The 22,290-nt window shown below is 72.4% G+C and carries 22 protein-coding genes; 6 read left to right on the forward strand and 16 right to left on the reverse strand.

The window, feature by feature from the left end; all coding sequences use genetic code 11:
• The gene (locus tag CP973_RS35545; protein ID WP_150248181.1) at positions 1–1,509 is read right to left on the reverse strand and encodes an aldehyde dehydrogenase family protein; all 1,509 of its coding nucleotides are present in this window, start codon (positions 1,507–1,509) and stop codon (positions 1–3) included.
• 176 nt (positions 1,510–1,685) lie between these two features.
• Here CP973_RS35545 and CP973_RS35550 point away from each other — a divergent pair, with 176 nt between their 5' ends.
• Positions 1,686–1,919 (forward strand): hypothetical protein, encoded by a 234-nt coding sequence (locus tag CP973_RS35550; RefSeq protein WP_150248185.1) that lies wholly within the window; start codon positions 1,686–1,688, stop codon positions 1,917–1,919.
• A gap of 447 nt (positions 1,920–2,366) precedes the next feature.
• Here CP973_RS35550 and CP973_RS35555 read toward each other — a convergent pair whose 3' ends face one another.
• Positions 2,367–3,344 (reverse strand): AraC family transcriptional regulator, encoded by a 978-nt coding sequence (locus CP973_RS35555; RefSeq protein WP_150248187.1) that lies wholly within the window; start codon positions 3,342–3,344, stop codon positions 2,367–2,369.
• A gap of 147 nt (positions 3,345–3,491) precedes the next feature.
• On the opposite strand from CP973_RS35555, the gene CP973_RS35560 reads away from it, so the two are divergent.
• Positions 3,492–3,998 (forward strand): anthrone oxygenase family protein, encoded by a 507-nt coding sequence (locus tag CP973_RS35560; protein WP_150248189.1) that lies wholly within the window; start codon positions 3,492–3,494, stop codon positions 3,996–3,998.
• Here the strand turns inward: CP973_RS35560 and CP973_RS35565 are convergent.
• The 9 genes from CP973_RS35565 to CP973_RS41525 all read right to left on the reverse strand — a co-directional run bounded on the left by CP973_RS35565 (position 3,965) and on the right by CP973_RS41525 (position 13,134).
• Entirely contained in the window at positions 3,965–4,507 is a 543-nt protein-coding gene (locus tag CP973_RS35565; protein WP_150248191.1) for a hypothetical protein, read from the reverse strand. The genes CP973_RS35560 and CP973_RS35565 overlap by 34 nt on opposite strands.
• Positions 4,504–4,749 carry a helix-turn-helix transcriptional regulator gene (locus CP973_RS35570; RefSeq protein ID WP_003983188.1) on the reverse strand — a complete coding sequence of 82 codons (246 nt, stop codon included), beginning with the start codon at positions 4,747–4,749 and terminating at the stop codon, positions 4,504–4,506. Before CP973_RS35570 ends, CP973_RS35565 begins: the two co-directional genes overlap by 4 nt.
• Positions 4,750–4,804: 55 nt before the next feature.
• The gene (locus tag CP973_RS35575; RefSeq protein ID WP_150248193.1) at positions 4,805–5,749 is read right to left on the reverse strand and encodes a hypothetical protein; all 945 of its coding nucleotides are present in this window, start codon (positions 5,747–5,749) and stop codon (positions 4,805–4,807) included.
• Between the two features lie 2 nt (positions 5,750–5,751).
• Positions 5,752–6,129 (reverse strand): hypothetical protein, encoded by a 378-nt coding sequence (locus tag CP973_RS35580; protein WP_150248195.1) that lies wholly within the window; start codon positions 6,127–6,129, stop codon positions 5,752–5,754.
• A gap of 132 nt (positions 6,130–6,261) precedes the next feature.
• A complete protein-coding gene (locus CP973_RS35585) occupies positions 6,262–8,169 on the reverse strand; it encodes a hypothetical protein (RefSeq protein WP_425282052.1) in 1,908 nt (635 codons plus the stop codon).
• A 305-nt stretch (positions 8,170–8,474) separates the two neighbouring features.
• Complete coding sequence (locus CP973_RS35590) at positions 8,475–9,464, reverse strand: malate dehydrogenase (RefSeq protein WP_150248197.1); 990 nt, start codon at positions 9,462–9,464, stop codon at positions 8,475–8,477.
• 321 nt (positions 9,465–9,785) lie between these two features.
• Positions 9,786–11,192: a helix-turn-helix domain-containing protein gene (locus CP973_RS35595; RefSeq protein WP_150248199.1), complete on the reverse strand. Its 1,407-nt coding sequence runs from the start codon at positions 11,190–11,192 to the stop codon at positions 9,786–9,788.
• A gap of 236 nt (positions 11,193–11,428) precedes the next feature.
• Entirely contained in the window at positions 11,429–12,322 is an 894-nt protein-coding gene (locus CP973_RS35600; protein WP_150248201.1) for a helix-turn-helix domain-containing protein, read from the reverse strand.
• Positions 12,319–13,134, reverse strand: coding sequence for a peptidoglycan-binding protein (locus CP973_RS41525; protein ID WP_150248203.1), 816 nt, complete (start codon positions 13,132–13,134; stop codon positions 12,319–12,321). Before CP973_RS41525 ends, CP973_RS35600 begins: the two co-directional genes overlap by 4 nt.
• A gap of 311 nt (positions 13,135–13,445) precedes the next feature.
• Between CP973_RS41525 and CP973_RS40275 the strand changes: the two genes are divergently transcribed.
• Positions 13,446–13,856 (forward strand): peptidoglycan-binding domain-containing protein, encoded by a 411-nt coding sequence (locus tag CP973_RS40275; RefSeq protein WP_167538575.1) that lies wholly within the window; start codon positions 13,446–13,448, stop codon positions 13,854–13,856.
• A 176-nt stretch (positions 13,857–14,032) separates the two neighbouring features.
• On the opposite strand, the gene CP973_RS35620 is transcribed toward CP973_RS40275, so the two are convergent.
• The 3 genes from CP973_RS35620 to CP973_RS35630 all read right to left on the reverse strand — a co-directional run bounded on the left by CP973_RS35620 (position 14,033) and on the right by CP973_RS35630 (position 16,840).
• Positions 14,033–15,253: an NADP-dependent isocitrate dehydrogenase gene (locus tag CP973_RS35620; RefSeq protein ID WP_150248208.1), complete on the reverse strand. Its 1,221-nt coding sequence runs from the start codon at positions 15,251–15,253 to the stop codon at positions 14,033–14,035.
• Between the two features lie 237 nt (positions 15,254–15,490).
• On the reverse strand, positions 15,491–15,919 hold the full coding sequence (locus CP973_RS35625) for a DUF3017 domain-containing protein (RefSeq protein ID WP_030586354.1): 429 nt from the start codon (positions 15,917–15,919) through the stop codon (positions 15,491–15,493).
• Positions 15,920–15,985: 66 nt separating this feature from the next.
• Entirely contained in the window at positions 15,986–16,840 is an 855-nt protein-coding gene (locus CP973_RS35630) for a bifunctional methylenetetrahydrofolate dehydrogenase/methenyltetrahydrofolate cyclohydrolase (RefSeq protein WP_150248210.1), read from the reverse strand.
• A 292-nt stretch (positions 16,841–17,132) separates the two neighbouring features.
• Here CP973_RS35630 and CP973_RS35635 point away from each other — a divergent pair, with 292 nt between their 5' ends.
• Both CP973_RS35635 and CP973_RS35640 read left to right on the forward strand, forming a co-directional pair.
• Positions 17,133–17,936 carry an RDD family protein gene (locus CP973_RS35635; RefSeq protein WP_150248212.1) on the forward strand — a complete coding sequence of 268 codons (804 nt, stop codon included), beginning with the start codon at positions 17,133–17,135 and terminating at the stop codon, positions 17,934–17,936.
• A 167-nt stretch (positions 17,937–18,103) separates the two neighbouring features.
• The gene (locus tag CP973_RS35640; RefSeq protein WP_150248214.1) at positions 18,104–18,694 is read left to right on the forward strand and encodes a hypothetical protein; all 591 of its coding nucleotides are present in this window, start codon (positions 18,104–18,106) and stop codon (positions 18,692–18,694) included.
• 76 nt (positions 18,695–18,770) lie between these two features.
• On the opposite strand, the gene purH is transcribed toward CP973_RS35640, so the two are convergent.
• Positions 18,771–20,330, reverse strand: a complete 1,560-nt coding sequence (gene purH / locus CP973_RS35645) for a bifunctional phosphoribosylaminoimidazolecarboxamide formyltransferase/IMP cyclohydrolase (protein ID WP_150248216.1) — start codon at positions 20,328–20,330, stop codon at positions 18,771–18,773.
• The gene (gene purN / locus CP973_RS35650) at positions 20,327–20,980 is read right to left on the reverse strand and encodes a phosphoribosylglycinamide formyltransferase (RefSeq protein ID WP_150250737.1); all 654 of its coding nucleotides are present in this window, start codon (positions 20,978–20,980) and stop codon (positions 20,327–20,329) included. The genes purH and purN overlap by 4 nt, the downstream gene beginning before the upstream one ends.
• A 264-nt stretch (positions 20,981–21,244) precedes the next feature.
• On the opposite strand from purN, the gene CP973_RS35655 reads away from it, so the two are divergent.
• Complete coding sequence (locus CP973_RS35655) at positions 21,245–22,240, forward strand: hypothetical protein (RefSeq protein WP_167538576.1); 996 nt, start codon at positions 21,245–21,247, stop codon at positions 22,238–22,240.
• The last annotated feature ends 50 nt before the right edge of the window (positions 22,241–22,290 follow it).

The following is a 22,290-nucleotide window of genomic DNA, read 5'->3' on the forward strand; positions in this document are numbered from 1 at the left end:
TCAGCCCGCGAACCAGCGAACCGGTTCCGGCCGGAGGTTCTCGTAAACGTGCTTGCTCTCGCGGTACTCGTCCAGACCCGCGGGACCCAGTTCCCGGCCGATACCGGACTTTCCGAAACCGCCCCACTCGGCCTGCGGGAGGTACGGGTGGTAGTCGTTGATCCAGATCGTGCCGTGCCGCAGCCGCGCGGCGACCCGCCGGGCGCGGGCGGTGTCGGCCGACCAGACGGCGCCGGCCAGGCCGTATTCGGTGTCGTTGGCCAGCGCGACGGCCTCGTCCTCGGTCGTGAACGTCTCCACCGTCAGGATCGGGCCGAAGGTCTCCTCACGGACCACCTTCATGTCGCGGTGGCAGCCGTCCAGGACGGTCGGGCTGTAGAAGTAGCCGGTGGCCGGGCGGACATCGCTGGGCTCGGGGCGGCGGCCGCCGCAGCGCAGCTGAGCGCCCTCCTGAAGGGCGGACGCCACGTACGCCTCGACCTTCTCCAGCTGCTGCTGCGAGACGAGCGGGCCGCACTCGACGCCCTCGGCGGTGCCGCGGCCCAGCTTGATCTTCTCGGCGCGGCGGGCCAGTTCGGCGACGAAACGGTCCCGCACCGACTCCTCGATGATCAGCCGGGCACCGGCCGAGCAGACCTGGCCGCTGTGCGCGAAGGCGGCGTTCAGCGCCTGGTCCACGGCGGTGTCGAAGCCCTCGTCGGTGGCGCAGGCGTCGGCGAACACCACGTTCGGGTTCTTGCCGCCCAGTTCCAGTGCGATCTTCTTGGCGCCCGCGACCGCCGCCGAACCGGCCTTCGTGCCGCTGACCAGGCCGCCCGTGAAGGAGAACAGGTCCACGTCCGGGTGCTCGGCCAGCCGCTGGCCCACCGGGACGCCCGCGCCGGTGACGATGTTCGCCACCCCGGCCGGCAGCCCGGCCTCGACCAGCAGCTTGATCAGGTGCACGGTCGAGAGCGGGGTGACCTCGCTCGGCTTGATCACGAAGGTGTTGCCCGCGGCCAGCGCCGGGGCCACCTTCCAACTGGCCTGGAGCAGCGGGTAGTTCCAGGGCGTGATCATCGCGCAGACGCCGACCGGCTCGTGCACGACGACGCTGTGCACGTCCGGGCTCCCGGCGTCCACGACACGCCCGCCGCTCTCGTTCATCACCAGATCGGCGAAGTACCGGAAGGCGTTGGTGACGTCGTCCACGTCGACCCGGCCCTCTTCGAGGGTCTTGCCGGTGTCCCGGCTCTCTATGAGGGCGATCTCCTCGCGGTCGCGCTGGAGCAGGTCGGCGACGCGGCGCAGCAGGGCGGCCCGCTCGGCGACCGGCGTACGGGGCCACTGCCCGGCTCCGCCGTCGAAGGCGCGGCGCGCGGCCTCGACCGCCGCGTCGGCGTCCTCCGCGCCGCCCTCGGCGACGACTTCGAGCGTCTTCGCATCGGCGGGGTCCAGGATCTCCCGCGTGGCGCCGGATACGGCGGAGCGCCACACCCCGTCTACGTGAATCGTCTCGCTTGCCGACACGTCTGTTCTGCCTTTCGACTTCCGGTTTGTTGCCACTGGTTCACACCAGCAACGGGGACCCCTCCCCGGAACCCCTTTACCTATGCCGAAACTTCCGAGGAAAGTGACCCGACTCACTCTTACGGCCCCCGGATTGCAGGTTTGCGGGGGCCGATGCGGGTCACAGGTCAGTCCTTATGGCCCCCTTCCGGTCCCCCGTACGGCCCTGGCGGGCGCCGCGCGGACGGGTGAGCGTCGCCGGGTCCCGGAACGCCGCGACCGCCGCCGGCAGTACGACGATCGGCCGCGCGGCCGAGGTGGACACGGAGGGGGCGAAGGAACTGCCGAGGCTGGTCGGCGCGTGCGCGATGACGATCGCGAACACGCTGCCGCCGGTGCTGTTGAAGATCCACACCGACAGCACCCGCTGAGGAACTGCACGCCGATGAGCTGCACCAGTACGTACGTCCTCACATGGGGCAGCGGGCCGAGCAGGGGCAGCGACTCGAAGAAGGACCATGGGCGGGCGATTTCCGCAGGTCAGCGGGGGCTGTACGAATACGAGACAGGTCGGTACGGGTCGGTGCAGGTCGGTACGGATGCGTACGGATGCGTACGGATGCGTACGAATCGGTGTGGAACGACGCAGACCGGCGCAGATCGTCATGTATCGGAACGTGGCTAACGTAAGTGCCGACGAACGTCACCGGCTGCAACCAATGTGACCTTTGCCGGCGGCAGCGCCGGGGGCCGCGCAGCAGGGCGGTGGCGCGCTCGAAGCGGAACAGTCCCGCAGCCCCACGCCCGGCACCGGCCACCGGCCACCGGCACCGGCCACCGGCCACCGGCCACCATGTCCTCCGCCGTCCCGCCCGCCCTCAGACCCCGGTGCGCGGCGCTGCGCCGCCCTGGCGGTGATCACGGGGGCTGACGCCCCGTACCCGCTTGAAGGCGGCACTCAGCGCGAACGGGCTGCCGTAGCCGACACGCCGGGCCACCGCGCCGAGGGTCGCGTCCGGATCGCGCAGGAGGTCGGCGGCGAGTGTGAGGCGCAGGTTCGTCAGGTACGTCATGGGCGGCTCGCCGACCAGCGCGGTGAAGCGGCGGCCCAGCGCGGCGCGCGAGACGCCGCTCGCGGCGGCGAGTCCGGCGACGGTCCAGGCCCGTGCCGGTTCGGCGTGCAGCAGCCGCAGCGCGCGGCCCACCACGGGGTCGCCCTGCGCGTCGTACCCGCCCGGCGCCTCGGCCTCCGGCCGGGCGAACCATGCCCGCAAGGCGGCGGTCAGCAGCAGATCCAGCAGCCGGTCGAGGACGACTTCCTGCCCCGGCGCGTCCCGGCCGATCTCCACTTCGAGGAGCGGCACCAGCGCGGAGTTCCAGGTGTCGGCGGCCAGCCGCACCAGCGGCGGCAGCGCGCGCAGCAGCCGCTGATTGACCTCGCCGCGCATCTGGTACGTACCGCTGAGCAGGACCACCGGCCCGTCCGGACCGTCCCCCCAGGTCCGTACGCCGAGGCCCATCGCCTCGCACAGTTCCTCCCCCTGCGGGGTCGCCGAAACCTGCCCGGGGTGGATGACGACGCGCGGCGGGGTGGCCGGGTCGCCGGCGACGGTGTACGGGTCGGGGCCGCGCAGAATCACCACGTCACCGGGGTGCAGCGGGGTCGCGGCGGCCCGCCGGTCCCGGGGCTCCCCCACCGCGTCCGTAACCACCCAGCCTTCGCCCCGGGCCATCGTCACGACGGTGAGCGGCGCCTCGTCCTGGACGCGCAGCGACCAGGGCGGGGTGAGGACCGAGCGCATGAGGAAGGCGCCGCGGGCGCGCGGCCCGTCCAGCAGGCCGGTCAGGGCGTCCATGGCGTGAGCGTAGGACACGGCTGGACGCACGGACATGCGAGCGAGCCGCCCGGCCATGGCCCGTACCGGCCCGCCCGGCCTTCACTGGTCGGCAGGGCACGGGAGCCGCCGGCCCGCCGGACACCACCGACAGAGGACCGCCACCGGATGTACGACACCGCCCGCACCGCCGCCCTGTTCACCGCCACACTGGCCACGGGCCTCGTCGCGGGCCTCTTCTTCGCGTTCTCCATCGCCGTGTTGCCAGGGCTGCGCCAGGCCGACGACGCGACGTTCGTCACCGCGATGCAGCGGATCAACTCCGCCATCCTGAACGGGTGGTTCGCCCTGGCCTTCGTCGGCGCCCCTGTCCTCATCACCGCCGCCACCGCCCTCCACCTGCGCACCGGCGCCCGCCCCGCCCTCCCCTGGCTGACGGCCGCGCTCGTCCTCTACGCGGCGATGCTCGCCATCACCTTCACCGTCAACGTCCCCCTGAACAACGCCCTCGACGCCGCGCACGCGCCGGGTGAACTTTCCACTTTGCGCGCCCACTTCGAGGACAAGTGGAACCGCTGGAATCTGGTCCGCACGCTCACCACGACAGCGGCGCTGGCCTGCCTGATCCGCGCGGTGCTGGGCTATTCGTCCCTGTCGTCCGCCGGTTCGTCCTGAGCTGTCATTCCGGCCACCCACAAGGGCATCAGCCAGTGCACGACGAACGCCGAGATCAGCACGGGGAGGACCGCCCCGCCGACCGTCAGGCCACCGAGTTTGCCGACCACGATGCCGCCCGCCACGGCACCCAGCAGTACGTATGTGGTCAGGCGGTGGGCCAGGGCGCGCACCCGGTCGCGCTCGGCCAGTTGGCGCTCGTCGAGGACACGGGTCCGCAGTTCGAGGAGGCCGCGGGTGGCCGCGTTGATCGCGCCGGTCGCGACGCACCAGGGGAATATCAGCAGCAGCGGCAGGAAGCTGAGCCAGACCGTGGCGGTCGCGAACGCACTGAACAGTGCGGCCAGGCTCGCCACGGTGAGCAGTACATGCACGACGACGACCGTGCGCCGTCGCCCCACCGTCGCGTACAGCCCAGGGACCTCACGGCGGTTCATGAGGGCGTACATGCGCTCGTCGTAGCGCGTCCGCGCCCGGCGGGCGGTGGGGGTGGTACCGGTGGTCGTCACTGTTTCCTCCCGTAAACCTCGTCCGTGAGCGGGCGGAACGGCCGGAGGGAGAACAGCGCCTCCACCGGCAGCTCGAAGAACTCGGCCATGCGCAGGGCCAGATCCAGGCTCGGGTTGTACTGCCCGCGCTCGATGTAACCGATGGTCTGGTAGTGGGCGCCGACCGCGTCGGCCAGTGCCTGCCGGGACACCTTGCGCTCGGCGCGCACCATCGCCAGCCTGTTGTGCACCTGCTCGCTCATGTATAAGAAGTACTACATCGGCGAGTAGGAGCACAACAGCTCGGACGATCCGGGCTCAGTAAGCGCTGGGGCTGAAGTGCTGCAACGCCGTCTGCTGGATGCGCGCCTGGGCCGGCCAGTCGGCGTCGGGGCCCAGGACCAGGACGGCGAACTGGCGGCCGTCGGGGACCGTGAAGGCGCGGTCGGTGACGCGGGCGCGGACGCCGAGTTTTTCGCTGTCGTAGGCGTAGACGAGTTCGGTGGCGCCGGTGCTGAGGCCGATGTCGGTGACCGGGCCCAGGCTCATCTGTACGTAACCGGGTTTGCCGGCCAGGTCGCGGGAGGTGGCCTGGAGGGCTTCGCGCGGGGTGATGTCGGGCTCGGTGATCTCGAAGACCTGGAGGAGGTAGCGCTCGTCGGGGGCGGTGTAGAAGACGCCGTCCTTGCGTTCGGTGCGCTGCCAGCCCTGCGGTACGGCTATGGAGAAACCGGCGCTGTCCCGCGCCAGCCGGTAGCCGGACGGGAGCGCGCCCGAGGGTGAGCCGGAGGCGGTGCTGCCGTAGGGCGGGGTGTCGGTGGCGCCGGACGGCACGCCGGGTGGAGCGGTCGCCCCGCCCCGGTCCGGGGTCGGGGCGGTCGGCGAGGCCGACGTACGGGCGTCGGAGCGGACCGTGGTGTCGTCGCCGCCCCACAGCAGCCAGCCCCCGCCGAACCCCGCGGCCACCACCGCGACCGCCGCGCCGACGGCGACCGGCGTCGACCAGGTGCGCGGGCGCGTGGCGGGAGGGCTGGCGGACGGCGGGGCGGTGGGCAGCGGGTAGGGCGGGGGGTTGGTGGCGGCGGCGGTTTCGTCGGTGTAGAAGTCGGCGCCGGGCGGCTGCGGGCTTCCCGGACCGGGAAGGAAACCGGGCTTCGTCGGCGGTGGGCTCGTGTACGGCGCGGGTACCGGGCTGCCGGACTCCCAGCGCTGTTCTTCGTCGTTCCAGCGCGCCCCGCCCGCGCCGCCCCCTTGTGCGCTCATGCTCAGCCTCCCAGCAGCCCGGCCACGGCCTGGCCGACGGCGGCGCCGGACGCCAGCATTCCGGTCACCGCGCCGGCGTCCGCCAGCGCGGTGCGCAGCCGCCCGAGGCGGCCCGGGGCGGTCCGGCCGGTGGTCTCGATCTCTTCCTGCGCGTCGGTCAGTTCGGCGCTCAGCAGCGTGACCTGCGGCGTCTCGATGACCCTGGCCAGATCCTCGCGCAACTGCCGTACCGCGGCGAGCAGTTCCTCGTGTGCGGCGTCGATGCCGGGCGCACCGGGCGCGTGCTCGTGGTGGGTGACCGTGTTGTGGTCGCCGATGGCGAAGGCGCCGCGCACCTCGCCGATGTGGATGCCGCGGTCGCGTTCGTCAGCCGCTGCCATGTCCGCCTCCCCGTTGGTCCGCTGTGGTGCCGTGCGCGTGCCGGCCGTGGTCACGATTGTGCCCGGCCGCGCGCGGGTCGAGCCCGTACGTGCCGTAGGTAGGGGATGGGCGGCACGTACGGCGGGTGCCGTTCACCGGCCGGGTCCGGCGGGCTTGGCCGGGCGGTCCGTTTTGCCCGCCTGCGGGGCGGCGCCCGCGGCCGCGCCCGCGCCGGGCCCGCCGCCGACGCCGCCCAGCCCGCCACTGGTGATCGTGTTGTGGTCGCCGATGCCGATGGCGCCCTGCGCGGACTCGATGAAGACGCCGCCGTTGGTGACGTTGACGATCCGCTGCTCGAATTCGTCGGTCTGCCAGCCCGCTTCGTACAGCGCCATCCGTACGCCGCTGGCCACCCGGTCCTGGATGCTCTTCAAGTAACGGGTGACGTCCATCTCCTGGAAGAGCGAGGCGTCACCGTCGGAACCCAGCTCACGGACCGAGACGGCGGGCCCGTCGGGCAGCGCGCCGCCGTGGCCGCCGGTGAGCAGGCTCCACGCGGAGACGACACCGCGCCCCAGGGACGCGACGGCGCGCCCGGCGGAGCGCGGGGTCTGGGCGAGCGCCCACACCGCCTTTCCGAACGGGTTGTTGTTGCGGTAGCGGTGCGCGATCCGGTCGGCTTCCCGGTACAGGGCGCGGACCGGCCACAGTACGTGCGGCGCGACCTCCAGCATGAGCATGCCGCCCTGCGTGTGGACCCGTACGAAGACCGTCGTGACGATGCCCTCGCCCCAGCCGCCAACCCGGACGCGCAGGAAGTGCCGCCGGGTCTCACCGCCCTCCTCGACGGCGCGGGCCCGGTGCGCGGCGAAGCCCTCGCGGCCGTACGGGGCGGCGTCCCGGGACGGCAGCCCGGCCACCGGCAGGAAGACGCACTCGTCGACCACCAGCTCGCGCAGCCGGTCCCGCACCGCGGCGGCGGCCTGCGGCGAACCGTGCGCGGAGGGCACCCGGAGCGCCGCGACCAGGGGGATGATCCGCTGGAGGACGGCGTCGTTGTCGAGGGGGGTGGGGCCACCACCGGCATTCTTGGTGAGGGCCGGCGCCCCGTCCTCGGCCGGGCCCGGCGTCCCGTCCTTGCGCGGCCGCAGTTCCACCGACAGCGACCAGGTCTCGTACGGGGTGCCCGCGCCGCAGAACGGGTCGGCCGCGCGGTACATGACCAGCGGCCCGTGCTGTTCGGTACGGATGCGGTGGCGCAGCCGCTGGAAGCGCCCGCCCTCGGCCCGCTCGGCGGGGTCGGCGGCGGCGTCCGGGAACCGGTCCCGGGACAGCTCGGTGGTCAGCACCCTGGCGATCTGGCCGTGCTGCGCGCCGACGGCCCAGGCCAGGACGAAGGGGAGCGCGAGGGCGACCCAGGCGTGGATCGGCTGTGCCAGGCTCGCGCTCTGCCCGAACAGCCCGTCCGGCAGGAAGGCCGGTGCGAGGGTGTCGGACAGTCCGGACGAACTGCCGGAGTAGGCGTACGGCGATCCTCCGTACCCGCCGGAGTCGTCACCGCCGAACACCGTCGCCAGCAGCAGCACGCCGACGAGCAGCGCGCTGAACCGTCCGTACCAGCGCAGCAGCCAGCCCGCGAACCGCCGGTACCAGGGCGGGTGCGCCGCGCGGCCCCGCGCGAAGGGCGCCAGTGAGAGCAGCACGACGGGCAGCAGGTAGAGCAGGGTCAGTCCGGAGGAGAGCGGGACGGACACGATCCACAGGAGCAGGACGGCTCCCGCCCAGGCCAGTTCGATGCGGCGGGCGCGCAGTGCGTGGGCCAGCACGCGGGCCGCGTCGAAGCCGAGCGACGGGGCCGCCAGGCGCTCTTCGTGGACGTACAGCTCGTCGATCACGGCGTCGCGGTACGCGGGGTCGAGATACGTGCCGGCGCACAGCAGCCGGGTGGCTTCGCTGGCGCTGGGGTGCCGGGGCGCCACCGCGCCGGGGCCGCCCTCCGGGCCCTTCTCCGGGCCTTCGCTCGGGCCGGGGCCGTCCCCCGGGCCGGGCTGCTGCGGCACGTACGGCGTATGAGTCACCTGATTCCCCCAAGGCGCGACCGGCGCGAAACGACCGCTGTGACAGGCGGGTTGCGAGTCGTGAACGCCGCAGCATAGAGGAGGCCGAAGAGCCGTGTCAGGCGCGCGCCCGGAAGATCACACAAAGGGGTGACTCAGCGACGGAGCCCGTACGGGAACGCGTGGTTCCGTACGGGCTCCGGTCGGGGCTCCCTGTGCCGGGCTTCCGGTGTCGGACCTCCGGTGTCGGGCTCCCCTGCGTCAGATGTGCGGGATGACGCTGAGGGCGTCGGGTGACGCCGGGGGTGTCAGATGAGGCCGAGGGCGCGGACCGCCTCGCGCTCCTCCGCCAGCTCCTTGACGGACGCGTCGATGCGCTCGCGCGAGAAGTCGTTGATCTCCAGGCCCTGGACGATCTCGTACTTGCCGTCCTTGGCGGTGACCGGGAAGGAGGAGATCAGGCCCTCCGGGACGCCGTAGGAGCCGTCCGAGGGGATGCCCATGGAGGTCCAGTCGCCGGCCGCGGTGCCGTTGACCCAGGTGTGGACGTGGTCGATGGCGGCGTTGGCGGCGGAGGCGGCCGAGGAGGCGCCCCGGGCCTCGATGATCGCGGCGCCGCGCTTGGCGACGGTCGGGATGAAGGTGTCGGCCAGCCACGCCTGGTCGCCCACGACCTCGGCGGCGTTCTTGCCGGCGATCTCGGCGTGGAAGATGTCCGGGTACTGGGTCGCGGAGTGGTTGCCCCAGATCGTCAGCTTCTTGATGTCCGAGACCTGCGCGCCGGTCTTCTGCGCGAGCTGCGACAGGGCGCGGTTGTGGTCCAGGCGGGTCATCGCGGTGAAGCGCTCGGCCGGCACGTCCGGGGCGGCGGCCTGGGCGATCAGGGCGTTGGTGTTGGCCGGGTTGCCGACGACCAGGACCTTGATGTCGTCCGCGGCGTGGTCGTTGATCGCCTTGCCCTGCGGCTTGAAGATGCCGCCGTTGGCCTCCAGCAGGTCGCCGCGCTCCATGCCCTTGGTACGGGGGCGGGCGCCGACCAGCAGGGCCACGTTCGCGCCTTCGAAGGCCACGTTCGGGTCGTCGGAGATGTCGATGCCGCGCAGCAGCGGGAAGGCGCAGTCGTCGAGCTCCATGGCGGTGCCCTCGGCGGCCTTCAGGCCCTGCGGGATCTCCAGCAGGCGCAGCTTGACCGGTACGTCCGCGCCGAGCAGCTGGCCGGAAGCGATGCGGAAGAGGAGTGCGTAGCCGATCTGGCCGGCCGCGCCGGTGACGGTGACATTGACGGGAGTGCGGGTCATGGCGATCTCCTGCGCGCTGAATTCCGGGGGCACAGCCCCCGTACCGCTTGGTGGCGGCGGGAACCCCTGCCCATTTACCGAGATCTCTTGGTATCGAGAGACCCGGCCGTCAGGCTATCGGACCGCCGCACCGCGACGCCGCCGGGCCGGTGTGGAACGCCTCACCGGCCCGCCGATGGACCCGGCGGGCCCCCGCGGGTGCGGGGCGGGCGGCCGTCCGCTCGAAGGAGGGGGAGCGCGGACGGCCGCCGAGTGGTGCGCACCCGTGGGGGGTCGTTCATGCGCCTGCCCAGGATTCGCGCGGGCAATCCCCCGCGGAGGTCACCCGCCGGTGGACCGGCCCGCGCCCGCCCCCGCACCCGCGCCCGACCCCGTCGGCACCGGCTTGGCGCAGCCCTTCAGGCCCGCCGCCGTCGTGCCGCACGCGGTGACCTTCTTCGGGTCGCCGGACACCGGCACCATCGCGGTGTACGCGTCGCCGTCCTGCCCGGCCTTGGCCTTCTCCGTACGGCCCGCCGAGCTGATCGCCGCCTCGTCGCCCGGCGCGGCCCCGGTGATACGCGCCCAGGCGGCGCCGCACACCTTGCTGTACCGCACCTCTATCAGCGAACCGCCCGCGAATCCCCGGGACGGGCTGTCGGCGTTCCGGCCGCCGCACCCCATCGTCTCGGGGTCCTTGCCCGCGCAGTCGGCTCCGGCGCACTTCACCCCGGCGGGCAGGGCGGGCTTCTTGCTCTGGCTCGCCGACGGCGTGGGTGCCGCCTGCTTCTCCTGCTTGCCGCCGATGTCCAGCAGGAGCACCGCGGCCGCGATCACGAGCAGCGCGCCGACGACGCCGGCCAGGAACATCGTGACGCGACGGCGGCGGAGCTGCCGGTCGGTGCCGTCCGGCGGCCCGGTGGGGGCGGGCTGTCCGGCGAGGTGGCCCGTGGCGGGTCCGGGCGGAGGTGCCTCGTACCGGGGTGGCGGGGCGGCGGGTTCGGCGTCCACGTAGGCGGTCACCCGGGGCCAGGTCACCTTTCCCGGCCGGTCGGCGTCGTCCGCCGTTCCGCTCGGCGCTTCGCCTGTCGCCCTGCCCGCAGTCCCTCGCGTCGTTCCGCTCGCCGTTCCGCCCGTAGTCCCTTCCGTGGTCCCGCCCTTCGTTCCGCTCGCCGTCCCGGCGGGGGGCGCCGCGGGCGGGCCGGCCATGCCGGGGAAGTCCGCGCTGGAGGGCAGGTCGTCGGTACGCCGCGGCGCCGCGGCGGGTGCCGGACCGGCGGATGCCGACGCGGCGTTCTGGGGCCGCGCACCTCCCGGTGCCTCCCCCGAAGCCTCCTCCGCCGCCTTCCCCTTGGTCTTTTCCCTGACCTTGTCCTTGAGCTTGGACTTCGCCTTGCCCGGCGCCGGGCCGAACTCCCCCAGCGCGGCCCGCGCCTGCGCCACCCGGATCGCCTCCATGGTGACGTCGTGCCGCATCTCCGAACGGCTCCAGGCACGCTCGGCCAGCTCCCACATCGTGGTGAGGTGGCCAGCGTGCGCACCGGTCGCCTCGGCCAGTGCCACCACGGCGCGCTGCGGCGGCAGCAGCCGCCCGTTGAGGTAGCGCTCCCACGAGGTCTTGCTGTAGCCGGTACGGTCCGCGACGGCGGCGAGACTCAGCCCGCTGCGCTCCACGAGCCGCCGCAGCTGACTCGCGAACTCCTTCACCTGCGGATCGAGTTCTTCCGGTAGCGCCCTCCAGCGAGGCATTGCCTCCCCCTAACCCCCCATATGCGCCTGCTTGCGCCTGTCAGTGCTCTTGCGTCGACTCCTCCGCCGGGGCGCGACCCCCGCAGCCCGCCCCAGTGGTTACCCAAAGGGATGCTCAGAGTCAGGATGCCAGTTCCCATCTCCGGGGCGCACGGGAGCATTCGGGCATGGGACACGTAGCCGTACACCCCCGTACACTTCCGCCCGCCGTAGCCGGACCAGCCCGAATCCCGCACTCAACTCGTACGGAAGCACTCGGCCGGGCCGCCGCCTGCCGGGCGCAGGCACACCCGCAGCTTCTCCGGGCCCGACGCTGCGGCCATCGGGGTGAAGACGTAACCGTCGGCGTCGAACCGGTCGGTGACCCGCGTGCTCTGCGAACGGCCACCGGGCGCGTCGATTCGGAGGCGGTCGCCGATCCTGCCGCCACGGAGGCGGCCCCACGCCGCGCCGCACGCCTTGCTGTACCGGATCTGGAGGTGGCGCCCGCCCGTGGCCCTGTGCCTGAGCACCGTGGTCACCAGGCCCTCCCCGCCGCACAGCATGACCAGCGGGTTCTGCCCGTCGCACGCCGCCCCGTGGCAGCCGGTGCGCGCGGAGGGCGCGGCGGAGACGGCGGTGTTGGCCTGCCGTCCGGCCCCGCCGGTACCGGCACGCCACTCCCCTACGACAACCAGTACGGCAGCCAGCACGACAGTCACGGCCAGCACCGCCGCCACACCCACCACCGGCGTCACACGGCGCACACCGGACGACGGTGCCGATCCCGGGACGTCTTCGGGACGTCGCGCCCCGTCGCCGCCCCCTTCCGGCGGGGGCGGCGCGCTCTCGCGTACGTCCGCCTCCGACGCGCGCTCCGCCGAACGCCCCCGCCCGCTCCACGCCGCGTCGGCCAGCTCCCACAGCGCCGCCACCCGGCCGCCACGCTCCCCGGCCAAGCGGCACAGCGCCTCGACCGCCTCCCTCGGCGGCAGCGACTTGCCGTTGAGGTAGCGCTCCCACGACGACTTGCTGTACGCGGTCTTCGTCGCCAGGGCCGCCAGCGACAGTCCCGTACGGCCGCGCAACTCCCGCAACGCCGCGGCCAGTCGTGCCCCCTCGACCGGCCCGGACGCTCGCGTGCCGCTCATCGGCGCAGCGCTTCCCAGGTGTCGGGGCCCACGATGCCGTCGGCCGGCAGGCCGGACCTGGTCTGGAAGCGCTTCACGGCGCGGATGGTGTTCTCGCCGACGATGCCGTCGACGCCTCCCGGGTCGTACCCCCGGTGCCGCAGCAGGCACTGCGCCTCCACGACACTCCAGCCGGAGGTGCCGTTGGCCAGGATCGCCTGGGTGGTGTCGCTGCGGTCCGCGGTGAGTACGCCGTGCGCGCGGTGCACGTGGCAGTCGAACACCGTGCCCGGTTCGTGGACGAATGCCCCCGGCGACGCGGACGGCCGGGCGACGGGCGCGTCGTTCTGCCACGGCCGGGCGATGAGCAGGCCCGCGGCCAGGGCGGCGATCAGGGCGGCGGCGGTGGCGAGGACGACCGTACGGGGCCGTGGGGTCCGTACGGCACGTCCATGCCGTACGTCTTCGGACCCCGCATCTTCAGCCCGTACGTCTTCGGACCCCGCATCCTCAGCCCGTACGCCCTCGGACCGCGCGCCCTCACTGCCCGCCTCCGCGCCCCCCACGGCCGTGCTCGCCTCCGCCGCCACCTCCCGAAGCGCCAGCAGCCGCGTCGGCTCGGTGCCGCAGACGTGGGCCAGGGCTTCGACCGCGCCTTTCGGCGGCAGCTTCTTGCCGTTGAGGTAGCGCTCCCAGGACGACTTGCTGTACGCGGTCTTCGCGGCCAGCGCCGCCAGGCTCAGGCCGCTGTGATCTTTCATACGACGCATCTGTACGACCAGTTGAACGGCCCGCTGGTCCAACGACGCGGGCAGTTCCCGCCAACGCGACATGTTCCACCCCACACGCGTTCGGTCTTCCCCCGAGGCGCTGTGCACCCCCTTGACCGCCGATGATGGCGGACAGGCCACCGCCGGTTCCCGTTCTTACACTTTCCGCACGAGGTCCAGACATGCGCCGCGTCCCGCCGCGCCGTCCGCCGCGCCGACGTCCCCGCAGGTCAGCGCATGGGACGTCCCACCGTGGACCAACTTCCGTGGTTCTTCTGGCCGGTGTGGCGGCGGGGGCCGCATCGTCGGTGGTGCACACCGGGCGGCGCGGTCCACCCCGCGCCGCCTCCACCACCCAAGGGGAGGAACACCTCATGAACCTGCGCAAGCGCATCGCCCTCGCCGCCGCGACGACGGCCCTCGGCACCGGCCTCGCCCTCGTTCCCGCGGCGGGCGCCACCGCGTCCGCCGTCCCGGCCGCGAAGCCCGCCGCCGTCACGGCCGGCACCGACGCCCGGCTGGCGGGCCCGTACGGCTGCAACTACACCAACAGCGAGCCGACGCTCTCGCTCGGCTCCCGCGGCAAGGCCGTCAAGGAGGCCCAGTGCCTGCTCAAGCACTGGAACGTCAACATCGGCCGGCACGGGGTCGACGGGAAGTTCGGCAAGGACACCCGCAAGGCGGTGCGTGAGTTCCAGCGCCGTATCCACCGCACCTGTCACATGCCGGTGGACGGCATCGTGGGCAAGAAGACGTGGCACGCGCTGAAGCACTCCGGCTGCTGAGGTGACGGCCGGCCCGGACCGCCGGGCCGGCCGGGCCCCGGGTGGCCCGCCCGCTTTCGGGGGAGCGGACGGGCCACCCGTCGGCGCGTCCGGCCACGGGCGTCCGGGACCACGAGCGTCCGAAGCCCGCATCCGGATACGTCTCCGTACCCGGCCCCGTATCCGAGGGCGCCGCCTCACGCATCCGCCATCTTCTTCTGCACCCCCACGTCCAGCGCGTCGAGGAACTGCTCCGTCGTCAGGTACGGCTGGTTCCTGGAGATGAGCAGGGCCAGGTCCTTGGTCATCTGGCCGCCTTCGACGGTCTCGACGCAGACCCGTTCCAGCATCCGGGCGAACCGGGTGACCTCGGGGGTGCCGTCCAGCTCGCCGCGGTGGGCAAGGCCGCGGGTCCAGGCGAAGACCGAGGCGATGGGGTTGGTCGAGGTGGGGACGCCCTGCTGATGGCGGCGGTAGTGCCGGGTCACCGTGCCGTGCGCGGCCTCCGCCGCCACGGTGCGGCCGTCGGCCGTCATCAGGACGGAGGTCATCAGGCCGAGCGAGCCGAAGCCCTGCGCCACCACGTCGGACTGCACGTCCCCGTCGTAGTTCTTGCAGGCCCAGACGTAGCCGCCGTCCCACTTGAGGGCCGCGGCCACCATGTCGTCGATCAGCCGGTGTTCGTACGTCAGGCCGCGCGCGTCGAAGGCGGCCTTGAACTCGGCGTCGAAGACCTCCTGGAAGAGGTCCTTGAACCGGCCGTCGTACTTCTTGAGGATCGTGTTCTTCGTGGACAGGTACACCGGGTACGAGCGGTCCAGGCCGTAGCGGAACACGGCGCGCGCGAAGTCGCGTACGGACTCGTCGTGGTTGTACATGGCGAGCGCGACGCCGGGGCCGGGGAAGTCGTGGACCTCCAGCTCGACCGGCTCGCCGCCGTCCCGCGGCGTGTAGGTCAGGGTGAGGGTGCCGGGTCCGGGGACCTTCAGGTCGGTGGCGCGGTACTGGTCGCCGAAGGCGTGCCGGCCGATCACGATGGGCCTGGTCCAGCCCGGTACGAGGCGGGGCACGTTCGCCATGATGATCGGCTCGCGGAAGATGACGCCGCCGAGGATGTTGCGGATGGTGCCGTTGGGCGAGCGGTACATCGCCTTGAGGCCGAACTCCTCGACCCGCGCCTCGTCCGGGGTGATGGTGGCGCACTTGACGCCGACCCCGTGCTTCCTGATCGCGTGGGCGGCGTCGACGGTGACCTGGTCGCCGGTGGCGTCGCGGTTCTCGATGCCCAGGTCGAAGCGGACCAGCTCGACGTCGAGGTAGGGCAGGATCAGCTTGTTCTTGATGGAGGACCAGATGATGCGGGCCATCTCGTCGCCGTCGACCTCGACGACGGGCTGGGCAACCTTGATCTTGGCCATGCGGTGGGGCGTCCCTCTCGCGCGACGACTGGGGCGGCGACCGGCGGTGTCCCCGGACACGTCGATGTGCCTCGGTCGTCAAGTTACTCGGCGCGGGGACGCGGTGGCCGTCCCTGAGGGCACGCGCGGGCGCGCGTCACGCGAATGGCGTGGGGGCCGTCGTACGGTCGGGCCGGTGCGGACCCACCGGCCGCACCGTGCGGGCGTACGGCCCCCCGTGCGGGCGTACGCCCCGCCTCACCACACCGTGAAGTGCACCAGATCGTCCAGGAACGGGATCTTCAGCCACGGCTTGGGCTGCGCCATCAGCGCCAGCAGGACGATGGCCACGCCCAGCCCGCCGTACGTCGCCATGTCGGTGAACCGGGACCGCACGGCCAGCATGCCCACCTTCGGCAGCACCCGCCGCAGCACCGCCCCGCCCAGCAGGGACAGGCCGATCAGGAGCGTCCCGATGCGGAAGCCGTCCAGCGCGACGATGAACAGCCCGAGGGCCACGCCGCCCATGACGGCCAGCAGCGGCCACTGCCGGGCGGGCGGCGAGGCGCTGCCGGGGGCGGTCCTGGCGCCGCCCTCCGGCCGTGCGGTGTCGGTGGTGATCCGCGGGAAGCGGCGGGAGGGCCGCTGCGGCTCGGAGGCGCCTTCCGCGTGCGCTTCGGCACTCATGGGTGGCGGTCCCTTTCCGTGTCCGTTCCGGTGCTGCGGGGAGGTGCGGTGACGCGGGCTACGGGGTCAGCCGGCGGCGCGCTCGGCGGCCTCGACGACGTTGACCAGCAGCTGGGCGCGGGTCATCGGGCCGACGCCGCCCGGGTTCGGGGAGAGCCAGCCGGCCACCTCGGCGACACCGGGGTGCACATCGCCGACGATCTTGCCGTTCTCGTCCCGGCTGACGCCGACGTCCAGCACCGCGGCGCCCGGCTTGACGTCCTCCGGCTTGATGATGTGCGGCACGCCCGCGGCGGCCACGATGATGTCCGCCTGCTTCAGCTGCGCGGACAGGTCACGGGTGCCGGTGTGGCACTGCGTGACGGTGGCGTTCTCCGACTTGCGGGTCAGCAGCAGCGGGATCGAGCGCCCGACGGTGATGCCGCGGCCGACCACGACCACATGCGCGCCGTTGATCTCCACGCCGTGGTGGCGCAGCAGCTGGATGATGCCGTACGGGGTGCACGGCAGCGGCCCCTCGACGCCCAGCACCAGCCGGCCCAGGCTCATCGGGTGCAGGCCGTCGGCGTCCTTGGCCGGGTCCATCAGCTCCAGGACGCGGTTGGTGTCGATGCCCTTCGGGAGCGGCAGTTGGACGATGTAGCCGGTGCAGGCCGGGTCCTCGTTCAGCTCCCGTACGACGGCCTCGATCTCCTCCTGCGTCGCGGTGTCCGGCAGCTCCTTCTGGATGGAGGCGATACCGACCTGGGCGCAGTCGCGGTGCTTGCCGTTGACGTACCAGCGGCTTCCCGGGTCGTCACCGACCAGGAGCGTGCCGAGACCGGGGGTGATGCCCCGGGCCTTCAGGGCCTCCACGCGAGAGGTCAGTTCGGACTTGATCGCGGCGGCGGTGGCCTTGCCATCGAGAATCTGGGCGCTCATACCCCCCATCCTCCCGGATGAGGCCACTTCCGTTCCAATCAGGGCCGTTCCACGAGGGCGCGCTATGGCCGCCGACAAGAGCGATGACCGGAGATGACCGAAATGCATTTACGGAATCGATCATTGCACTTGCACAACACATCAGCCTCTTGACTGGACAATGATATTGCGCAACTAGAAGGATTGCGGCTCAGTGCCGCAGGCATCATCGGGGGGCGGGCCACTGATCCCAAGTTTTCCTCCGAGCACGCCCTGCCGTCCCCCACTGAACAACAACGGAGGAAACCAGCCAATGAGCTTTGGCGACCCGAACAATCCCTACGGCCAGCCGCAGGGGCAGCCCGGTCCGTACGGCCAGCCCCCGCAGGCCCCGTACGGCCAGCAGCCGCCGGCGCCCCCGCAGGGCCAGCCGGGGTACGGCTACCCGCAGCAGGCACAGCCCCAGCCGGGCTACGGCTACCCGCAGCAGGCCCCGCCGCAGCAGCAGGCCCCCTACGGCCAGCCCCCGCAAGTGCCCCAGCAGCAGGCGTACGGCTACCCGCAGCAGGCTGCCTACGGCCAGCAGGGCGGAATGCCGGGTATGGGCATGCCGCAGGGGTATGCGAGCTGGGGGGCGCGGTTCTGCGCCCTGCTTCTCGACGGCCTGTACCTCATGCTGGTCCCGATGATTCTGCTCCTCATCGGCTACGTCATGATCATCAACAGCGCGGTGGACTCCATCGACGCCGCGAGCAGCTGTCTGCCGAGCGACTACCAGTGCCGCACCAACGCGCTGAACTCCATGTCCTCCGGCCCCTCGCCCCTGGCGCTGCTCCTGGTCTCCCTCGGTGGTCTGCTCGCCTTCGGGGCCGGCCTGTGGCTCGTCGCCAAGGAGGGCTCCACCGGCCAGACGCCGGGCAAGAAGGCCATGAACATCCGCGTCGTGAACGAGACGACCGGCCAGCCGATCGGCTTCGGCATGGCGTTCCTGCGCCGCATCTGCCATGTCCTCGACGCCCTGCCCTGCTACATCGGCTACCTGTGGCCGGCGTGGGACGAGAAGGCCCAGACCTTCGCCGACAAGATGGTCGGCACGGTGGTCGTCCGTACTCAGTAGCAATCCGTACAGCACCTCATTCGGTCCGAAGGCCCCCTCACGCAAAATGACGCGAGGGGGCCTTCGTCAGCCCGTAGGCTCTTACCGATCTTTTACAACCCCCGGAACGGCCGGCACCGTGCACCGCCGGCTGACATCCGGTCACACCGCTCGAAGGACACCGCTCAATGAGCTACCCGAACCAGAACCCCTACGGCCCGCCGCAGGGTCAGCCCCAGGGCCCTCCCCAGCCCCAGTACGGCTACCCGCAGCAGCAGCCGATGCAGTCGCAGCCCTACGCGCCGTTCCCCGCCGGCCCCACGGGGCCGGGCGGCATGCCCGGCATACCGGCCCCGAACCAGATGCCCAGCGGCGTCAAGGCCGCCCGCGTCATGCTCTTCATCCTCGCCGCGACAGGTATGCTCGGCATCGTCGGGGTGACGATCAGCCTGAACAGGCTCAGCAGCGCCTCGGCCAACTACAGCGGGTTCAGCGGGGACAGCGCGAGCATGTTCGCCCTGGGCAAGGGCGCGCTGATCTTCGTCATGATCCTCCAGGCGGCCTACGCGGCGATCGCGCTGGTGCTGGCGCTCCAGTACGCCAAGGGCGGCAACGGCATCCGCATCGGCAGCATCATCTTCGGGGCTGTGTCGGTGCTGTGCAGCATTCCGTTCGCCCTCGGCTTCTGGGGCATCCCCAACTTCGTGATGTCCATCCTCGTCATCGTCTTCGCGGCGAAGCAGGACGGCCAGGCGTGGTTCACCCGCCCCCGTTACTGAAGTCCCGCACGTCCGGGCACGCAAAGGGCCCGCCTCCCGCAGCTCGCGGAAGGCGGGCCTTTCGTCTCCGTACCCCTCAGTGGAAGAAGTGCCGCGTCCCCGTCAGGTACATCGTCACGCCCGCGGCCTTCGCCGCCTCGATGACCTGCTCGTCGCGGACCGAACCGCCGGGCTGCGCGACGGCCTTGACACCGGCCTCCAGCAGCACCTCCAGGCCGTCCGGGAACGGGAAGAACGCGTCGGAGGCGGCGTAGGAGCCGCGGGCCCGCTCCTCGCCGGCGCGCTGGACGGCCAGCTTCGCCGAGTCGACGCGGTTGACCTGGCCCATGCCGACGCCGACCGTGGCGCCGTCCTTGGCGAGCAGGATCGCGTTGGACTTCACGGCACGCGACGCGCGCCAGGCGAAGGCCAGTTCCGCCAGCTCGGCGTCGCTCAGCGGCTCACCCGCCGCCAGCGTCCAGTTGGCCGGGTCGTCGCCCTCGGCCTGGAGCACGTCCTTGACCTGGGCCAGGCCGCCGCCGTCGATCGGCTTGAACTCGGCCGGCGGCTGCGGGCCCTCGGGGCAGCGCAGCACCCGGATGTTCTTCTTGCGGGACAGCACCTCCACGGCGCCCTCTTCGTAGTCCGGGGCCACGATGACCTCGGTGAAGATCTCCGCTACCTGCTCGGCCATCGCCACGGACACCGGGCGGTTGACGGCGATGACGCCGCCGAAGGCGGACAGCGAGTCGCAGGCGTGCGCCTTGCGGTGCGCCTCGGCGACGTCCGAACCGATCGCGATGCCGCACGGGTTGGCGTGCTTGATGATGGCCACGCAGGGCTCGGTGTGGTCGTACGCGGCCCGGCGCGCGGCGTCGGTGTCCGTGTAGTTGTTGTACGACATCTCCTTGCCGTGCAGCTGCTCGGCCTCGGCCAGGCCGCCGCAGCCGCCCGTGTAGAGGGCGGCCGCCTGGTGCGGGTTCTCGCCGTACCGCAGTACGTTCTTGCGCTCGTACGTGACGCCGAGGAAGCCGGGGAACTCGCCGCCGTCGCCCGCGTAGTCACCCGCGAACCAGGAGGCCACCGCCACGTCGTACTCGGCGGTGTGCCGGAACGCTTCCGCGGCCAGCCGCCTGCGCTCCTGGAGGTCGAAGCCGCCGTCCGCGACCGCCTTCAGCACGTCCGCGTAGCGGTCCGGGTTGACGACCACCGCGACCGAGGGGTGGTTCTTGGCGGCGGCGCGCACCATCGAGGGGCCGCCGATGTCGATCTGCTCGACGCACTCGTCCGGCTCCGCGCCGGAGGCCACGGTCCGCGTGAACGGGTACAGGTTCACCACGACCAGGTCGAACGGTTCGACGCCCAGCTCGTCCAGCTGCCGCCGGTGGTCCTCCAGCCGCAGGTCGGCGAGGATGCCCGCGTGCACCTTCGGGTGCAGCGTCTTGACCCGGCCGTCCAGGCACTCGGGGAAGCCGGTCAGCTCCTCCACCTTGGTCACCGGAACGCCGGCCGCCGCGATCTTCGCGGCCGTCGAGCCCGTCGAGACGAGCCGGACGCCCGCCGCGTGCAGGCCCTGGGCCAGTTCTTCGAGTCCCGTCTTGTCGTAGACGCTGACCAGCGCCCGGCGGACGGGCCGCTTCCTTGCTTCGGCGGTCACGGGATCAGTACCTTTCGTCCCTCAATGCGGTAGCCGTGCCGGGCCAGACGCCCCACGACCTCGACGAGCAGCTTGCGCTCGACTTCCTTGATGCGCTCGTGCAGCGCGGATTCGTCGTCCTCGTCCCGGATCTCGACCACTCCCTGGGCGATCACCGGGCCGGTGTCGACGCCGTCGTCGACGAAGTGGACGGTGCACCCGGTGACCTTGGCGCCGTACGCGAGCGCGTCGCGCACGCCGTGGGCCCCGGGAAAACTCGGCAGCAGGGCCGGATGCGTATTGACGATCCGGTCGCCGTACCGGGCGAGGAACGCGGCGCCCAGGATCTTCATGAAGCCCGCCGAGACGACGAGGTCCGGCTCGTACGCGGCGGTGGCCTCGGTGAGCGCACGGTCCCAGGCGGCCCGGTCGGCGTGGTCCTTGACCCGGCACACGAAGGTGGGCAGGCCGGCCCGCTCGGCGCGCTCCAGGCCGGCGATGCCGTCGCGGTCGGCGCCGACGGCCACCACCTCGGCCCCGTACGCGGCGACGCCCTCGGCGGCGATGGCGTCGAGCAGCGCCTGAAGGTTCGTACCGGAACCGGAGACGAGCACGACGATGCGGGCCGGGGATGCGGCGGGAACGGCGTAGGACGGGGAAGCGGAGGCCACGGCGGGTCTCTTTCTCGCGCGGTGCTGCTGTACGGCGGTGTGCGATGTTGTGCGGTCGTACAAAACCATGGGTCGCCGGAAACCGGGGAACCCTACGAAGGCGCCGACCGTCAGCAACGATACCGGCACACCGCGCGGCCCCCACGGGACGGGGGCGCACGTGAGAGGTAGCGTCGGGCGTGAGAACGCACGCTGTTCGTGGTATCCGCCCGCCCGGCCCACCCGTCGGACGTACGGACGAGACAAGGGGAAGACACACTCCAGATGCCGGACCGACGCCGCCGCGCGGCCCTCCTCCTCCCTCCCCCAGCCACCGCTGGGAGGTGCCCCCAGCCCGCCGCCGCTCCCGGGGCGGTGCTGCTGCGCGAGCACAAGCCGTCCTCCGATTCCGCCGGCGCTCCAGGGGCGTCGGGTTCGTCCCCCTCGGGTGCGTCCGGTTCGTCGGACGGGTCGGGGGCGCCGGACACCGGGGGTACGGACGGCCCGGCCAGGGAGCGCGCCCGGACCCGGCCCGCGGGGGACCGCGACCGTGACAACCCCTTCGCGCCGCCGCCCGCAGACGCCCCCGACCAGCCGTGGCGGCCCCGCCACCACGGCCAGGACCAGGGCCAGGGCCATGATCACGGCGACGACCGGGGCCGCGACGGAGACCAGCAGCCGCCCGCGTGGGGCAGCCAGTGGAGCAGCCGCCAGCCGGGACGCCAGAGCGGCGGCTTCGGTACGCGGCCGGGCAACCGCGGCGGTCAGCAGGGCCCCGGCGGCCAGGGCGGGCCCGGCGGCGGCCTGCGCTGGGACCCGACCGACCCGGCCCAGCGCCGCGCGCGCTACGCGCTGCTCGCCGGCATGTGGGGCTTCTTCTTCGTCCTGTTCAACCTGCCGGAGATCGCTCTGCTCCTGGCGACGCTCGCCCTCTACTGGGGCATCAGCTCCCTGCGCGCCAAGCCCGCCCGTACGGCCGGCGGCGCGCGGGCCACGGCCGCCGATCTCACGGGCCAGGCCCCGCCCCGTACGGACTCGGGGGCCTCCGCCACGGGCCACCCGGCCTCCGCCTCCACCCGCCCGCAGACGACCGCGGCCGTGGCCGGGCTGGTCACCGCCTCGCTGGCGCTGGTCATGGTGGCCGCCACCTTCACGATCCAGCTCGTCTACCGCGACTACTTCACGTGTGTGGACGACGCCCTGACCCAGTCCGCCGCGCACTCCTGCGAGAAGAAGCTCCCCGAGCAGCTGCGGCCGCTGCTCAGCGCTCGGCAGGAGTAGGGAGCGGCCGGTATCCGACCGCACACCGCCGGCAGGCCGGGGAACCGTTC

The sequence above is a fragment of the Streptomyces albofaciens JCM 4342 genome (assembly GCF_008634025.1).
GTDB lineage: Bacteria > Actinomycetota > Actinomycetes > Streptomycetales > Streptomycetaceae > Streptomyces > Streptomyces albofaciens.

Bases quoted from the DNA above. Each gene is read 5' to 3' on its own strand.
- CP973_RS35635 (WP_150248212.1), top strand. From the start codon at position 17,133: ATGAGCTTTGGCGACCCGAACAATCCCTACGGCCAGCCGCAGGGGCAG.
- CP973_RS35600 (WP_150248201.1), bottom strand. From the start codon at position 12,322: ATGAGCGGCACGCGAGCGTCCGGGCCGGTCGAGGGGGCACGACTGGCC.
- CP973_RS35575 (WP_150248193.1), bottom strand. From the start codon at position 5,749: ATGAGCGCACAAGGGGGCGGCGCGGGCGGGGCGCGCTGGAACGACGAA.
- CP973_RS35630 (WP_150248210.1), bottom strand. From the start codon at position 16,840: ATGAGCGCCCAGATTCTCGATGGCAAGGCCACCGCCGCCGCGATCAAG.
- CP973_RS35625 (WP_030586354.1), bottom strand. From the start codon at position 15,919: ATGAGTGCCGAAGCGCACGCGGAAGGCGCCTCCGAGCCGCAGCGGCCC.
- CP973_RS35560 (WP_150248189.1), top strand. From the start codon at position 3,492: ATGTACGACACCGCCCGCACCGCCGCCCTGTTCACCGCCACACTGGCC.
- CP973_RS35550 (WP_150248185.1), top strand. From the start codon at position 1,686: ATGGCCCCCTTCCGGTCCCCCGTACGGCCCTGGCGGGCGCCGCGCGGA.
- CP973_RS35640 (WP_150248214.1), top strand. From the start codon at position 18,104: ATGAGCTACCCGAACCAGAACCCCTACGGCCCGCCGCAGGGTCAGCCC.
- CP973_RS35580 (WP_150248195.1), bottom strand. From the start codon at position 6,129: ATGGCAGCGGCTGACGAACGCGACCGCGGCATCCACATCGGCGAGGTG.
- CP973_RS35590 (WP_150248197.1), bottom strand. From the start codon at position 9,464: ATGACCCGCACTCCCGTCAATGTCACCGTCACCGGCGCGGCCGGCCAG.
- CP973_RS35655 (WP_167538576.1), top strand. From the start codon at position 21,245: ATGCCGGACCGACGCCGCCGCGCGGCCCTCCTCCTCCCTCCCCCAGCC.
- CP973_RS41525 (WP_150248203.1), bottom strand. From the start codon at position 13,134: ATGTCGCGTTGGCGGGAACTGCCCGCGTCGTTGGACCAGCGGGCCGTT.
- CP973_RS35555 (WP_150248187.1), bottom strand. From the start codon at position 3,344: ATGGACGCCCTGACCGGCCTGCTGGACGGGCCGCGCGCCCGCGGCGCC.
- CP973_RS35570 (WP_003983188.1), bottom strand. From the start codon at position 4,749: ATGAGCGAGCAGGTGCACAACAGGCTGGCGATGGTGCGCGCCGAGCGC.
- CP973_RS35620 (WP_150248208.1), bottom strand. From the start codon at position 15,253: ATGGCCAAGATCAAGGTTGCCCAGCCCGTCGTCGAGGTCGACGGCGAC.
- CP973_RS40275 (WP_167538575.1), top strand. From the start codon at position 13,446: ATGAACCTGCGCAAGCGCATCGCCCTCGCCGCCGCGACGACGGCCCTC.
- CP973_RS35595 (WP_150248199.1), bottom strand. From the start codon at position 11,192: ATGCCTCGCTGGAGGGCGCTACCGGAAGAACTCGATCCGCAGGTGAAG.